The organism is Streptomyces olivaceoviridis (assembly GCF_014650115.1).
In the GTDB taxonomy this organism is placed as follows: domain Bacteria; phylum Actinomycetota; class Actinomycetes; order Streptomycetales; family Streptomycetaceae; genus Streptomyces; species Streptomyces olivaceoviridis.
Genome location: NZ_BMUI01000008.1, coordinates 213,749 through 228,357, shown reverse-complemented (window position 1 = coordinate 228,357; position 14,609 = coordinate 213,749). Strand labels below are relative to the sequence as shown.

Genomic DNA, 14,609 nt, shown 5'->3' with positions numbered 1-14,609 from the left:
TGGCCCGGCCCGGCCTCACCAGGTGACCGGCAGACTCAGCGGGAAGCGGCGGATGGTGCCGTTGTCCCACTCGATGTCCTCGGCGGGGACGTCGAGGCGCAGTTTGGGGAAGCGGGCCAGCAGGCCGGAGACCGCGCTGTCCAGCTCCGCCCGTGCGAGCGGTGCGGCGAGGCAGTGGTGCCCGCCCCAGCCGAAGGTCATGTGCGGGCGCACGGGCCGTTCCAGGTCGAGTCTGTGCGGGTCGGGGAAGACGTCCGGGTCCCGGTTGGCCGCGAGGTAGGACACGTGCACGTAGTCGCCCGCGCGGATCGGGACGCCCTCGATCTCCGCGTCCTCCAGCGCGATCCGCGGGATGCCCACGCCCTTGCGGAACGGGATGAACCGCAGCAGCTCCTCCAGCGCGCCGGGGAACCGCCCGGGGTCGCGCGCGAGCGCGGCCATCTCCTCGGGCCGGGTCAGCAGCAGATAGGCGATGTCGCTGATCTGGCAGGTCGCGGTGTCGTTGCCGCTGAGGATGAGCGTCACCGCCAGGACCGCCAGCTCGTCGTCGCTCAGCGGTTCCTCGCCCTCCGGCACCGGGGCGGTGGCCAGCGTGCTGAGCAGGTCCTCGCCCGGCGAGCTCCGCCGGGCCGGGATCCGTTCGGCGAAGTACGTCCGCAGGCAGGCCTTGGCGTCGGCCGCGTCCTTCCGCGCGTCCGGCGACGTGGCCAGCAGCCGCATGGTGTGCGCGCGCAGCTCGTCGCGGTCGGCCTCGGGGACGGCGAGCAGCTCGCAGATCGTCAGGTGGGGCAGCGGCACGGACAGATGGGTGACCAGGTCCGCGGGCGGCCCCGCCTCGTCCATCGCCGTCAGCAGCCCGGCCACCACCCGGTCCACGGCCGGCCGCATGGCCGCCACCCGCTCCCGGGTGAACGCCTGGGCCGCCACGTGCCGCAGCCGGGTGGCGTGCGGAGGGTCCGTCACGTTGATCGACTCGGGTGACACGATCGGCTCGGGCGTCATCCTCGGATAGTCGCGTCCGACGATCGCCGCCCGGCTGAACCGGGGATCGCACGTCACCTGGCGCACTCCGGCGAAACTGGTCACCAGCCACGCCTCCGCCTCGCCGTAGGGCAACCGGATCCGGCTGACCGGGCCGCGCCGTGCCAGGGCGTCCAGCGCTGGGTCGTACTCCAGTGCGTCGGCGAAGTCGAAGGGGCAGTCGAGCACTGCCGGGTCGTGGGACGACATACAGCCTCCTTTGTGCGCCGCCGGGCGCGTCGCTTCCGGGGGGCCGGTCCTACCCGTGCCGGCCGCTCAGCGTCGTCGCGGCGGCCCCGGGGGCGAAGGCGTGGTGCGGGCAGCCCCGGTCCTCCCCGGCCGACCTGGTGCGAGAGCTGTGTTCACTATGCGGTACGCCGACCGCTCCCGCACCACGGGCGCTCCGGGGACGAACCGGCTCAGGCCGTCATCAGCACGTTGACGAGGACGATGACCACGCCGGCCACGACGGCCGCGACGACCACCCAGGGCCACATCGGGTGTTCCTCGGCCGGCTGGGCCGCCGACCGAGCCGTCGGCTGAACCGTCTGCTGGGCCGCCGACCGAACCGTCGGCTGGACCTCGGTGGACTCGGACACGGTGGCTCCTCGCGGGGCGGACGACGGCGGACGGCCGGACGTACGGAGGCTGGACCGGCTCCATCGTGGACCGTGCGAGGGCCGCGATTCAGTCAGGGTGGCCACCGGACCCGGGGTGGAGTTTTCTCCACCCCGGGTTCCCACAAGCCTCCTCACCCCTCGTCCGCCCGGCCGCCACGGCACCGCATCGGCCGGGCCGACCGGGGAACTCGGTCGCCCGGGACCCGGATGCCGCCGATCGGCGGAGGAGGTGGCGTTGCCGTGGACGACTGGGAGATGTGGGAGATGCGCGACGAGGTACGGCTGTCACCGCGCGAGCGGCTGGCGCTGTTGCGGATCGAGGCGGACCTGCGACGGGACCGGCGGTTCGCGCGCCGTATGGGCGCCGCCCCGCGCGAGGTCTGGCTGCCGGTGGCGGTGCTGCTGCTGACGGTCGCGTCGGTGTTCGTCGCCGTCATGGGCATCCGCACCTCGGACCCCGCGTTGCTGTGGTGCTTCGCGCTGCTGTGGCCGCTGGCCCTCTTCCAGGTGTTCCGGCTGCTGTGCCGGGCGACCCGCACCCGTCCCCGCTCCGGCGCCCGGACGCCCCGTGGCACGCAACCGTGGCTGTGAGGCGCGGCCCGGCGCTGGGGCGAGTCCGGACGCTGGACCTGGACCCGAACGCGTGAGTCCACAGGCCGGCGCCGCCCGGCCCCCGCGGGCCCGGGCGGCGACGGCCTCGCTCAGCCCTGGCTCTCCTTGCCCCGCCCCGTCAGCGCGTCGCGCATCCGGTCGACCAGACCGGCCCCCGGTGCCAGCAGCTTGTTGGCCGGGGGAGTGTCCGGTGCCGACGGGTGCGGACGGGTGGGCGCCGTCTTCTTCGCCCGGCGGACCTTGTCACCGAGGTCCATCAGCGCATCCGGGGGACAGGCCGCCTCCAGCTGCGGGAAGAGGTTCTGCTCCTCGTCCGTCACATGGGACCGGATCTCGCTCATCAGCTGCGCCATCAGCGAGTCGAACCGCGGATCGTCCGCCTGGCAGCCCTCCAGGTCCTTCATGATCTGCTCGGCCTTGGCGTGGTCCGCCAGTTCCTTGTCGGCCAGGGCGTCCCCGCCCGTCAGGTGCCGGCGCACCGCCGGGTAGAGGTAGGCCTCCTCGGCGACCGAGTGGCGGACCAGTTCGATCGTGGCCTGGTCGCAGAGGGTCTTGCGTTCCTGGGAGCCGGGCGGCAGGGCCTCGATGCGGCCGAAGATCTCCTCGACCTCGCGGTGGTCCGTGGTCAGCTCCTGGATGACGTTTCCGCCGTGACCCATGGTCGTTACCTCCTGCGTGGAACGCGGCGGCCCGTGAACGGCCGGCCGTCGCCGCGCCGAGTGCCCCCGGCCGGGCGCGCTACACGACTCGCCGCGCCCGGTCAGCGCATCGAGTGACAGGCGGCGGCCGTCCGGCCCGCCCCGGACAGCGCCCACTCCCACCAGTGGTCCAGGATGTCCGGCGTCAGCGCGTCCGCCGCCACCAGCGCCGGCCAGTCGAGGGCGCGGGCCTGGGCGCTGACCTTGGCGCCGCCCGCCACCGGATCGACCGCGATCACCGGGGTGCCGGTGCGCAGGCCCAGCACCAGGCCGTGCAGCCGGGTGGTGACGACCAGGTCGAGGCGGGCCACGAGGGCGAGGAACTGCTCGGCGGTGGCGCACAGCCGCCAGTCGTCGGTGGCCAGCCGGGAGTCGGCCGGCACCCGCGCGCAGTCCTTGCCGGCCAGCCAGCCGGTGATCCGCTCGGTCACCTCCGCGTGCCGGCGGCGTGCCCCGTACTCGCCCTGGCCGTGGGAGAGGACCACTCCGGCGACGGGCGGCAGCGGGCCCGTCGGGGCGTCGGCGGCGAGATCGCGCCGGGCCGGGGCGGCGGTGCCGTCCCGCGCGACGATCGCGTGGAAACCGGTGACCGCCGGGTCCGCCGGATCGACCACCGAGACCCCGGCCGCCAGTCGTCTGCACAACCCGAACCTTCCGTGCAGAGCGGCCACTTGCGGCCCGTGCACGGGACCGCACACGAACAGCAGGGTGTCGTACGCCCGCGGGTCGGCCGTCTCCAGCGACAGCTCACCGGGCCGGAAGCCGGGGCTCCACGCCGTCTCGTGCCGGATGCCCGCCCTGGTCAGCGCGGCCGACATGTGCTGCTGCGCGAGCACGTCCCCGGCCGTCGCCTCCCCGTCCCGGAAGCTGAACCAGCCGGTGAGCAGCAACCGCTCCGGAGGCCGGCCGGGTGCGTGCAGGGAGCGCAGGACCGCCTCCGCGACATCGTGGTGCATCGGTTCTCCAGCGTGGTGGGCGGGGCGCAGGAGTCGCGCGAGTACCCCTGGGACCGGAGAATAAGAATCCAACGTGTGAATACAACTGGCAGGGGAACTCAGCTGCCAGTGCCGTCCAGCAAGCGGCGGCCTGTCAGGCCGGTCCCCCCGATCAGCGGGGACCCGGGCCGAGCCCTCTTCTTCCCAGCGGGCCGACGACGTCGGTCCCGGCGACGCGGTACGCGCCGAAACCCCAGGCAGGGGCGTTCCCGGGCGCGTACGACGTGGACGAAGGAACAGCCCCATGACTGGTGACACACCGTTCTCCTGGCGGCGCGCCCTCGTGACCGGCGGCGCCGGCTTCCTCGGCTCCCATCTGTGCGAGCGGCTGCTGGATTCAGGTGTCGAAGTCGACTGCGCCGACAACCTCGCCTGCGGGCGGCGCGAGAACATCGCGCATCTGGAGGACCGGCCGGATTTCCGGTACACGCACTGCGACGTCTGCGCACCCGACTGCACCGAGCGGCTGGCGGGGCCGTACGACCTCGTCCTGCACTTCGCCTGCCCGGCCTCACCCGCCGACTACCTGCGCATGCCCCTGGAGACCCTGGACGTGGGCAGCCACGGCACCCGCAACGTCCTGGCGATCGCCGAACGCGACGGCGCCCGCTTCCTGCTCGCCTCCACCTCCGAGGTCTACGGCGATCCGCTCGTCCACCCGCAGCACGAGGGCTACTGGGGCAACGTGAACCCGGTCGGGCCGCGCAGCGTGTACGACGAGTCGAAACGGTTCGCCGAGGCCCTGGTCACGGCACACGCCGGCACCAGGGGAACGAACGCCGGCATCGTCCGGCTGTTCAACACCTACGGTCCGCGCATGCGGGCCCACGACGGCCGTGCCGTGCCCACCTTCATCTGCCAGGCCCTGGCCGGCGAGCCGCTCACGGTCACCGGCGACGGCAGCCAGACCCGCTCGCTGTGCTACGTCGACGACACCGTCGACGGCATCCTGCGGGTCGCCGCGAGCAGGTCGGTACGACCGGTCAACATAGGCGGCAGCGACGAGATCACCGTCGCCGACCTGGCCCGCCGGGTGGTCGCCCTCACCGGCTCCCGCTCCCCGGTCGCGTTCGTCGACCGGCCCGTCGACGACCCCGGCCGGCGCCGGCCCGACACCACCCTCGCACGCGAACTGCTCGGCTGGTCGCCGCAGGTCCCCTGGGAGGAGGGCCTGAAACAGACCATCGCCTACTTCGCGGCCCCGCCCCCGGACCCGGACCCGCGCGGGGAGGAACCGGCCCCGCGGTCCTGACCCCCGCACGTTCCCCGGCCCTGGAGACAGCGCATGCACGTCCTCGGTATCAACGCACTCTTCCACGACCCCGCCGCCGCCCTCGTCACCGACGGCAGGGTCGTGGCGGCGGCGGAGGAGGAGCGGTTCTCCCGCCGCAAGCACGGCAAGCGGCCCGTTCCCTTCTCGGCCTGGGAACTGCCCGGACAGTCGGCCCGCTGGTGTCTGGAGCAGGCCGGCCTCACCCCGTCCGACCTGGACGCCGTCGCCTACTCCTACGACCCGGCGCTGGCCCGCCCCGCCGACGAGATGGGGCTGCACGACCCCTGGGACCACCTGCGGCAGCAGTACGCCCGCGAGGCACCGGACTTCCTCGCCGAGGCCCTGCCCGGACTCGACCCGGCCAAGGTGCGGTTCGTCCCGCACCACGTCGCGCACGCGGCCTCCGCCGGGCCCGTCTCGCCGTACCCGGACTGCGCCGTCCTCGTCCTGGACGGCCGCGGCGAGTGCGGCTCCCACCTGGCCGGCCGCTGCACCGGCCGGGAACTGACCGTCCTCGGCACCCAGCGACTGCCGGACTCCCTCGGCCTGTTCTACGAGGACCTCACCCAGCACCTCGGATTCCTGCGCAGCAGCGACGAGTTCAAGGTCATGGCCCTCGCCTCCTACGGCACCCCGCGCCACGCCGACCGGCTGCGCGCGTACGTCCACGCCGACGGCGAGGGCGGCTTCCGGGCCCGCCCGGTGCCCTGGGCCGAGTTCGTCCCGCCCCGCCCGCCCGGCGGCGCCTGGGACCAGGACCACGCCGACCTCGCCGCGAGTGCCCAGCTCTGCCTGGAGGAGGCCATGCTGGCCCTCGCCCGGTGGCTGCGCGAGCGCACCGGCGAGGACGCGCTCACCATGGCCGGCGGTGTCGCCCTGAACTGTGTCGCCAACACCCGGCTGTGGCGGGAGAGCGGCTTCCGGCACGTGTGGGTGCAGCCCGCCGCCGGCGACGCCGGTACGGCCCTGGGCGCGGCGGCGTACGTCGCCGGGCAGAAGGACACCCTGGAGCCGATGCCGACCGCCGCGCTCGGCCGGGGCTGGAGCGACGCCGAGCTGCGCGCGTGGCTGGAGCGGGCGGCCGTACCGTACGAGGAGCCCGCCGACATCGCCGAGACCGCCGCCCAGGCGCTGGCCGACGACGGGATCGTGGCCTGGTTCCAGGGGCGCAGCGAGTACGGGCCGCGCGCGCTCGGGCACCGCTCGCTGCTGGCCCACCCCGGCAAGGCGGAGAACCTGGAACGGCTCAACGCGGTCAAGGGACGCGAGGAGTTCCGGCCCGTCGCGCCCATGGTGCTCGCCGAGCGCGCGGGCGAGATCTTCGACGGGCCGCTGCCCAGCCCGCACATGCTGTTCGTGCACGACGTGGCCGCCGAGTGGCGGGCCCGCATCCCGGCCGTGGTGCACGTCGACGGCACGGCCCGCGTCCAGACCGTGGACCGCGCCCAGGAACCCCTGGTGGCCCGCATGATCGAGGGCTTCCAACGGCGCACCGGACTGCCCGTGGTGGTCAACACCAGTCTCAACACCGCCGGGCGGCCCATGGTCGACGACCCCCGCGACGCCCTGGAGTGCTTCGGCTCGGCCCCGGTCGACCTGCTGGTGCTCGGCCCGTTCGCGATCCGCCGTGGGAAGGCCTTCGCATGACCGACGCCCCCGCCTACACCGTCGTCGTCCCGACGATCGGCCGCCCCTGCCTCGCCGAGTGCCTGCGCGCGCTCGCCACGGCCGAGGGCCATCCGCCGCACGAGGTGGTCGTCGTGGACGACCGGCCCGCGCCCGACGGCCACCTGCCCCTGGAACCGGCCGGGCAACTGCTCGACCGGGTGCGCACCCTGCGCACCGGCGGCACGGGGCCGGCCGCCGCACGCAACGCCGGCTGGCAGACCGTCCGCACACCCTGGACGGTCTTCCTGGACGACGACGTCCAGGTGCTGCCGGACTGGTCCCGGCGGCTCGCCGACGACCTGCGGCAGGCCGGCCCCGACGTCGGCGGAGTCCAGGGGCGGCTGCGTGTCCCCCTGCCCCCGGACCGCCGGCCCACCGACTGGGAACGCACCACCAAGGGCCTGGAGAACGCCGCCTGGGCCACCGCCGACATGGCCTACCGCACCGAGGCGCTGAAGCGGACCGGCGGCTTCGACGAACGCTTCCCGCGGGCCTTCCGCGAGGACGCCGACCTCGCCCTGCGCGTGCAGCGGGCGGGCTGGTCCCTGACCCGGGGCACCCGGGTCACCCGGCACCCGGTCCGCCCCGCCCACTGGTGGGCCTCGCTGCCCGCGCAGCGCGGCAACGCCGACGACGCCCTGATGAACCGGCTGCACGGCCGCGACTGGTGGGACCGCGCGCAGGCGCCGCGCGGCCGGCTGCCCCGCCACCTGGTGGTCACCGGCGCCGCCCTCGCCGCGGCCGGCTGCGCCCTGACCGGGCGGCGCCGCGCCGCGACCGCCTACGCCGCCCTGTGGACGCTCGGCACCACCGAGTTCGCCCTCGCCCGCATCCTGCCCGGGCCGCGCACCGCCCGCGAGATCGCCGGGATGCTCGGCACCAGCGTGCTCATCCCGCCGCTCGCCGTCCGCCACTGGCTGCGCGGAGTCGTCCGCCACCGGCACGCCGAGCCCCTGGGAGGTGCCGGGTGAGCAGGCTGTCCGCCGTCCTGTTCGACCGCGACGGCACCCTCGTCGTGGACGTGCCGTACAACGGCGACCCCGGCCGGGTGCGGCTGATGCCGGGCGCCGCCGCGGCCGTCGCGCTGGCCCGGTCCGCCGGGCTGCCGACCGGGGTGGTCAGCAACCAGTCCGGCGTCGGCCGCGGACTGCTCACCGTGGACCAGGTGGTCCGCGTCAACGAGCGTGCCGACGAACTGCTGGGCGGGCTGGACACCTGGGTGTTCTGCCCGCACGCCCCCGACGCCGGCTGCGCCTGCCGCAAGCCCCGCCCCGGCCTGGTCCGCACCGCCGCCGCCCGGCTCGGCGTACCGCCGTCCGAGTGCCTGGTGATCGGGGACATCGCCGCCGACGTGCTGGCCGCCCGCGCGGCCGGCGCACGGGGCGTCCTGGTCCCGAACGCGGCCACCGCGCCGGCGGAGGTGGAACGTTTCGCCGTGGAGAGCGCCCCCGATCCCCTCACCGCGGTCCGCGCGGCCCTGACGGAGGCGGGCCTCGCCCCACCGCGACGGCCCCCGCACGCCCCGCCCGCGCGGACGGCACCGGCCGGCGACGGGATGCGGTGGTCCCGCCAGGGCACCGCGGTGGTCTCCGAGGGCCGGTGGTCCTCCGTGCGGGACGCCGAGGGGCCTGACGGCGTACGACCGTCCGGGCGCGCCACGGTGGTCTCCGGGTCCCGGCGGCCGTCCGCGTCGGGTCCGGCGGCCCTGCACCGGACACGGTCGCCGGTGTCGGGTGAGGCGGCTTCGGAGGAATGGCCGGCGTCGGTGCCGGGTGAGGCGGCCCGGGAGGAGCTCCCGGCTTCCGTGTCAGGCGAGGCGGCCCCGGCGAAGTCCCCGTCGCCCGCGTCGGGCGGGATGCCCCCGGAGCGGCCCCGTCCGTCCGCGCCCGAGCCGTCGGTCCCCGACCGGCCCCGGGCGGCCGTGGGGCGGGCCCACGGGGGGTGGTCGGCGTGAAATCGCTCGTCGTCCGGCTCGACAGCTTCGGTGATGTGCTGCTCGCCGGTCCCGCCGTACGTGCCGTCGCCGCCCGGTCCTCGCACGTCACCCTGTTGTGCGGCCCCCGCGGCGCGGACGCCGCCCGGCTGCTGCCCGGGGTGGACGAGGTGCTGGTGTGGGAGGCGCCCTGGGAGGGGTTCGACCCGCCCCCGGTCAGCCCCGCGGACATCGACGGGCTGGTGGGGCGGCTGCGTGCCGGGGCCTACGACACCGCGCTCGTCCTCACCTCCTTCCACCAGAGCCCGCTTCCCACCGCCCTGCTGCTCCGGCTCGCCGGCGTCGGCCGGATCGGCGCCGACAGCGTCGACCACGCCGGCCGGCTGCTCGACGTACGCCACCGGCGGCCGGCGGGCCGACACGAGGCCGAGGCGGCGCTGGACACCGCCGCCGCGACGGGCTTCCCGCCGCCGCCGGGGGACGACGGCCGGCTGCGCGTCCTCCCGCCCCCGGACACCAGCAGCCTCACCGGCTACGGCCCCTACGTCGTCCTGCACCCCGGCGCCAGCGCCCCCGCCCGCGCCTGGAGCCCGCACCGCTGCGCCGAGGCGGTCGCGCTGCTCGCCGACGCCGGGCACCGCGTGGTCGTCACCGGCGGCCCCGAGGAGACCGGCCTCACCCGGCGGGTCAGCGGGGATCTGGCCGTGGACCTCGGCGGCCGGACCTCCCCGCGCACCCTCGCCGGTGTGCTGCGCATGGCCGACGTCGTGATCAGCGCCAACACCGGCCCCGCCCACCTCGCCGCCGCCGTCGGCACCCCCGTCGTCTCGCTGTTCGCACCCGTCGTACCGGCCGGGCGCTGGGCGCCGTACGGCGTCCCCGTCATCCTGCTCGGCGACCAGTCGGCGCCCTGCGCGGGCACCCGGGCCCTCACCTGCCCGGTGCCCGGCCACCCCTGTCTGGACGAGGTCACCGGACAGGACGTGGTGCGCGCGGTGCACAAGCTCATCCAGGAGCGGCAGTCATGAACATCCTCGTCTGGCACGTGCACGGATCCTGGCTCACCGCCTTCGTGCGGGGCCCGCACACCTACCTCGTCCCGGTCACCGACGACCGCGGACCCGACGGGCTCGGCCGCGCCGTCACCTGGGACTGGCCGCGGAGCGTGCGGGAACGCACGCCGCAGGAACTGTGGGACTGCGACATCGACCTCATGGTCCTGCAACGCCCGCACGAACTCGACCTCGCCCTGCGCTGGACCGGCCGCCGGCCCGGCGTGGACGTGCCCGCCGTGTACGTCGAGCACAACAGCCCCGACGAGTCGCCCGAGCGTCAACTCCACCCGCTGGCCGGGCAGTCGAGGATCCCCGTCGTGCACGTCACCCACTTCAACCGGCTGATGTGGGACAACGGCCAGGCCCCCACCGAGGTCGTCGAGCACGGCATCATCGACCCCGGCGCGCTCTACACGGGCACCGAGCGGCGCGCGGCCGTCGTGGTCAACGAGCCCGTGCGCAGGGGCCGTACCACCGGCACCGACCTGCTGCCCCGGTTCGCCCGTTCCGCGCCCCTGGACGTCTTCGGCATGCGCACCGACGGACTCGCCGAGCACCTCGGCCTGCCGCCCGAGCGCTGCCGCACCCGGGACCTGCCGCAGCACGCGCTGCACCGGGAGATGGCCCGGTGCCGGGTCTATCTGCACCCCGTGCGCTGGACCTCGCTCGGTCTGTCCCTGCTGGAGGCCATGTTCCTGGGCATGCCCGTGGTCGCCCTGGACACCACGGAGGCCCGTGAGGCGATACCCGAGGGCGCCGGGGTGGTCTCGAACCGCCTCGACGTCCTGGAGGACGCCGTACGGGCCTTCCTCGCCGACCCCGGGCCGGCGCGCCGCACCGGCGCGGCGGCCCGGGCCGCCGCCCAGGGCCGCTACGGAGAGCGGCGCTTCCTGGACGACTGGGAGCGCCTGATCAAGGAGGTCACCCGATGAGCCGCATTCCGCACACGGCCGGACGCGTCGCCATGGTCTCCGAGCACGCCAGCCCCCTGGCCGCGCTCGGCGGGCCGGACGCGGGCGGCCAGAACGTGTACGTGGCACAGGTCGCCCGGCAACTCGCCAGAAAGGGATACCGGGTCACGGTGTACACCCGGCGGGACTCTGCGGGCCTTCCGGACCGGGTGACCCTCATCGACGGCGTGCAGGTCGTGCACGTGCCCGCCGGACCGCCCGCACCCGTCCCCAAGGACGAACTCCTGCCCCACATGCCCGAGTTCGGCGACTTCCTGGCCCGGCAGTGGGCCCAGAGCCCACCCGACGTGGTGCATGCCCACTTCTGGATGTCGGGCCTGGCCGCCCTGGCCGGCGCCCGCGACCCGGGCATCCCGGTCGTGCAGACCTACCACGCGCTGGGCACGGTCAAGAAGCGCTACCAGGGCGCCGCCGACACCAGCCCACCGCAGCGCCTCGCCATCGAGGAGGCCATCGGCCACGAATGCGCCCGGATCATCGCCACGTGCAGCGACGAGGTGGCCGAACTGAAGGCCATGGGGCTGCCCGAGGACCGCATCAGCGTCGTACCGTGCGGGGTCGACCCCGACCAGTTCGCCCCCGTCGCCCGCACCCGCCCGCCCGGCGCCCGCAGGCGGCTGCTGGCCGTCGGCCGGCTCGTGCCCCGCAAGGGCTTCGACCGCGCCATCCGCGCCCTCACCGACGTCCCCGACGCCGAACTCCTGGTCGCCGGCGGCCCCGAGGCCGACCTGCTCGGTGCCGAACCCGAGGCCGAGCGCCTCTACGGCATCGCCGGCGAGTACGGCGTCCAGGACCGGGTCACCCTGCTCGGCGGGGTCGGCAGGGCCCGTATGCCCCGGCTGATGTCCAGCGCCGACCTGGTGCTGTCGCTGCCCCGGTACGAGCCCTTCGGCATCGTCCCGCTGGAGGCCATGGCCTGTGCCACCCCGGTCGTCGCCACCGCCGTCGGCGGCCAGCTCGACACGGTCGTGGACGGCACCACGGGCGTCCTGGTCCCGGCCGACGACGACCACGACCTGGGCGCGGTCGTCCGCGCCCTCCTCGCCGACCCCGACCGGCTCGCCCGGTACGGAGCCGCCGGCCGCGCCCGGGTGCTCAGCCACTACACCTGGGACCGGGTGGCCGACGGCGTGGCCGCGGTGTACGGCGCCGTGTCCTCCGTCCGCTCGCTCTCGGGAGTGGTCCGATGAGGAGTCGGGCGAAGGCCGTCACCTGCACGGCGCACGGGAACACCGCCACCGCCACCGCGCACTGCGACGACCTCGCCAAGGCCCTGGAGGCGTTCCGTGACCACGGTGCGCTCATCGAGCGCTGGGGCACCGAACTCGCCCGGCGGCTGGGCGCGGGCGCCCGGCTGCTCGTCGCGGGCAACGGCGGCAGCGCCGCCCAGGCCCAGCACCTCACCGCCGAACTCGTCGGCCGCTACCGCGACGACCGGCCGCCGTTCTCCGCGGTCGCCCTGCACGCCGACACCTCCTCCACCACGGCGATCGCCAACGACTACGGCGTCCAGGAGGTGTTCGCCCGCCAGACCGCCGCGCACGGCCGCCCCGGCGACGTACTCCTGCTGCTGTCCACCAGCGGCGCCAGCGCCAACCTGCTGGCCGCCGCCGACCGCGCGCACCGGCTCGGCATGACCGTGTGGGCGCTGACCGGACGGGCCCCCAACCCGCTGCACCTCGGCGCGGACGACGCGCTGTGCGTCGACGCCCCCCTCGGCGCCACCGTCCAGGAACTGCACCTGGTCGCCGTCCACATGCTCTGCGAGGCCTTCGACCAGGCCGTCGAACGGGGTGAGGCCGACCACGGGACGGCGGACACCGGCGCCGACGACCGGGCGGACGCGGATACCGGGGACGGGGCGGGCGGCGAGGGCGAGAGACCTGCCGAGGGCGAGCGACGCGGCGAGGGCGAGCGCGTTGTCGATGGCCGACGGGGTCAGGACGGTCGGCCGGGTGCCGACGGCGGGCGGGGTGCCGATGGTCGGCCGGGTGTCGATGGCCGGCGGAGTGCCGGCGGCGCGACGGGTGCCGATCATCGGTCCGGTGTCGACGGCCGGCCGGGTGCCGACGGCAAACCCGGTGTCGTGGGGCGGCTCGTGGGCCGCGCCCGCACCGTCGGCCGGGCCACGCCCGGCACGCCCGCAGCCCCCAGGAAGGGACACACATGACCGCCTCGCAGACACCCCTGGTCGTCGTGGGCGACGCCCTGCTCGACCACGACCTGTGCGGCCGGGCCGAGCGGCTGGCCCCGGACGCGCCCGTCCCCGTCGTGCACGGCACCCGGCGCAGTTCCCGGCCCGGCGGCGCCGCCCTCGCCGCCTGTCTCGCGGCGGCCGACGGACGGCCCGTCACCCTGGTCACCGCCCTCGGCGCCGACGCCGCCAGCGACACCCTGCGGGAGCTGCTCTCCGGCCGGGTCGGCCTGGTCGAGGTGCCGCTGGAGGGCACCCTGAGCAGCAAGACCCGCGTCCTGGCCGGGGACCGGCCGCTGCTCCGCCTCGACGACGGCGAGGGCCGGGCCCGCGAGGCGACCCAGGAGGCGGTGGCCACGATCGCGGCGGCCGGGGGCGTCCTCGTCGCCGACTACGGCCGCGGTACCGCCGACGTCCTCCGGGACGCCCTCGCGCACACGGCGGCCCCCGTCGTCTGGGACCCGCACGTGCGCGGCCGGCCCCCGGTCCCCGGCGTCCGCCTGGCCACGCCCTCGGCCCAGGAGGCCCGCGCCTTCGCCCGGCAGCTCGACGACGCCGAGCCCGGCGACGCGGCCGGGCTGCGCACCGCCGCCCGGGACGCCCGCGGCCTCGTGCGGGCCTGGCGGGCCCAGGCCGTCGCGGTGACCCTCGGCGAACGCGGCGCCCTGCTCTCCCACGGCGAGACCCCGCTGCTCGTGCCGACCCCGGCCGCCGCCACGGGCGACCCGTGCGGCGCGGGCGACCGGTTCGCCGCTGCCGCGGCCGGCCTGCTCGCCGACGGCGCCCTCACCGAGGCCGCCGTACAGGCCGCGGTCCACGCCGCCACCCGGTACGTCACCGAGGGCGGCGCCCGCGCGGTCGCCGTCCCGGACCAGCCGGAGACGGCCGAGGAGGCGCCGGGCGACGGCGACACCACCACGGATGCCGTGCGCACGGCCGCGCGGGTGCGGGCCGCGGGCGGCACCGTGGTCGCCGCGGGCGGCTGCTTCGACCTGCTGCACGCCGGGCACGTCGCCCTGCTCCAGGCCGCCCGCCGGGCCGGGGACTGCCTCGTCGTGTGCGTCAACTCCGACGACTCGGTCCGCCGCCGCAAGGGCGACGGCCGCCCCCTCGTCCCGGCCGCCGACCGGGTGCGGGTGCTGCGGGCCCTGGAGTGCGTGGACGCCGTGGCCGTGTTCGACGAGGACACCCCCGAACGCATCCTCGGTGAGCTCCGCCCGCACATCTGGGCCAAGGGCGGCGACTACGCCCGGAGCCGGCTGCCCGAACAGCCCCTCGTGGAGAGCTGGGGCGGCCAGGTCCTGCTGCTGCCCTACCTCGACGGCCGCTCCACCACCGGTCTCGCCCGCCGCGCGGCCCTGGCCCCGGCACCCACGGGAGGAGACGCCAGGTGAGCACGGCGCAGCCCCCGGCCGGGCGGACCCGTCGCGCCCCGCTCCGGGGGAACCGGTGGCCGCCGAGCGCCGGATGCCGGTCGCGTGCCTCGCTCCGGGGTGCCGCGCCGGGCCGTGGCGCAGGCGCCGCACGTCTGGTGCGGGCCTCGTACGGGGGAGGCCGGCCGGCGGGCGCC

At 75.9% G+C, this 14,609-nt stretch carries 14 protein-coding genes; 10 read left to right on the top strand and 4 right to left on the bottom strand.

The features are described from left to right. Positions 1 to 15: 15 nt before the first annotated feature. Entirely contained in the window at positions 16 to 1,230 is a 1,215-nt protein-coding gene (locus IE273_RS18110) for a cytochrome P450 (RefSeq protein ID WP_189816219.1), read from the bottom strand. Positions 1,231 to 1,439: 209 nt separating this feature from the next. Further along, positions 1,440 to 1,619 carry a hypothetical protein gene (locus IE273_RS18105; RefSeq protein ID WP_189816218.1) on the bottom strand — a complete coding sequence of 60 codons (180 nt, stop codon included), beginning with the start codon at positions 1,617 to 1,619 and terminating at the stop codon, positions 1,440 to 1,442. A 261-nt stretch (positions 1,620 to 1,880) separates the two neighbouring features. Between IE273_RS18105 and IE273_RS18100 the strand changes: the two genes are divergently transcribed. Further along, positions 1,881 to 2,231, top strand: a complete 351-nt coding sequence (locus IE273_RS18100) for a DUF3040 domain-containing protein (RefSeq protein WP_189816217.1) — start codon at positions 1,881 to 1,883, stop codon at positions 2,229 to 2,231. Positions 2,232 to 2,341: 110 nt separating this feature from the next. Here IE273_RS18100 and IE273_RS18095 read toward each other — a convergent pair whose 3' ends face one another. Next, complete coding sequence (locus IE273_RS18095; RefSeq protein ID WP_189816216.1) at positions 2,342 to 2,911, bottom strand: hemerythrin domain-containing protein; 570 nt, start codon at positions 2,909 to 2,911, stop codon at positions 2,342 to 2,344. A gap of 101 nt (positions 2,912 to 3,012) precedes the next feature. Beyond that, positions 3,013 to 3,906, bottom strand: coding sequence for a polysaccharide pyruvyl transferase family protein (locus tag IE273_RS18090; RefSeq protein WP_189816215.1), 894 nt, complete (start codon positions 3,904 to 3,906; stop codon positions 3,013 to 3,015). 283 nt (positions 3,907 to 4,189) lie between these two features. On the opposite strand from IE273_RS18090, the gene IE273_RS18085 reads away from it, so the two are divergent. From IE273_RS18085 to IE273_RS18045, 9 genes are read left to right on the top strand one after another with little or no spacing between them, the layout of a single operon-like run. After that, a complete protein-coding gene (locus tag IE273_RS18085; protein ID WP_189816214.1) occupies positions 4,190 to 5,197 on the top strand; it encodes an NAD-dependent epimerase/dehydratase family protein in 1,008 nt (335 codons plus the stop codon). Between the two features lie 33 nt (positions 5,198 to 5,230). Next, positions 5,231 to 6,865: a carbamoyltransferase family protein gene (locus IE273_RS18080; protein ID WP_189816213.1), complete on the top strand. Its 1,635-nt coding sequence runs from the start codon at positions 5,231 to 5,233 to the stop codon at positions 6,863 to 6,865. After that, positions 6,862 to 7,857: a glycosyltransferase family 2 protein gene (locus tag IE273_RS18075; RefSeq protein ID WP_189816212.1), complete on the top strand. Its 996-nt coding sequence runs from the start codon at positions 6,862 to 6,864 to the stop codon at positions 7,855 to 7,857. The genes IE273_RS18080 and IE273_RS18075 overlap by 4 nt, the downstream gene beginning before the upstream one ends. Continuing rightward, positions 7,854 to 8,840: an HAD-IIIA family hydrolase gene (locus IE273_RS44950; protein ID WP_308437044.1), complete on the top strand. Its 987-nt coding sequence runs from the start codon at positions 7,854 to 7,856 to the stop codon at positions 8,838 to 8,840. The genes IE273_RS18075 and IE273_RS44950 overlap by 4 nt, the downstream gene beginning before the upstream one ends. Continuing rightward, the gene (locus tag IE273_RS18065; protein WP_189816211.1) at positions 8,837 to 9,847 is read left to right on the top strand and encodes a glycosyltransferase family 9 protein; all 1,011 of its coding nucleotides are present in this window, start codon (positions 8,837 to 8,839) and stop codon (positions 9,845 to 9,847) included. Before IE273_RS44950 ends, IE273_RS18065 begins: the two co-directional genes overlap by 4 nt. Beyond that, positions 9,844 to 10,806 carry a glycosyltransferase gene (locus IE273_RS18060; RefSeq protein WP_189816210.1) on the top strand — a complete coding sequence of 321 codons (963 nt, stop codon included), beginning with the start codon at positions 9,844 to 9,846 and terminating at the stop codon, positions 10,804 to 10,806. The genes IE273_RS18065 and IE273_RS18060 overlap by 4 nt, the downstream gene beginning before the upstream one ends. Then, positions 10,803 to 12,035, top strand: coding sequence for a glycosyltransferase (locus IE273_RS18055; RefSeq protein WP_189816209.1), 1,233 nt, complete (start codon positions 10,803 to 10,805; stop codon positions 12,033 to 12,035). Before IE273_RS18060 ends, IE273_RS18055 begins: the two co-directional genes overlap by 4 nt. Beyond that, positions 12,032 to 13,015 carry a D-sedoheptulose-7-phosphate isomerase gene (locus tag IE273_RS45170; protein WP_189816208.1) on the top strand — a complete coding sequence of 328 codons (984 nt, stop codon included), beginning with the start codon at positions 12,032 to 12,034 and terminating at the stop codon, positions 13,013 to 13,015. The genes IE273_RS18055 and IE273_RS45170 overlap by 4 nt, the downstream gene beginning before the upstream one ends. Then, positions 13,012 to 14,433: a PfkB family carbohydrate kinase gene (locus IE273_RS18045; protein WP_189816207.1), complete on the top strand. Its 1,422-nt coding sequence runs from the start codon at positions 13,012 to 13,014 to the stop codon at positions 14,431 to 14,433. Before IE273_RS45170 ends, IE273_RS18045 begins: the two co-directional genes overlap by 4 nt. Positions 14,434 to 14,609: the final 176 nt, after the last annotated feature.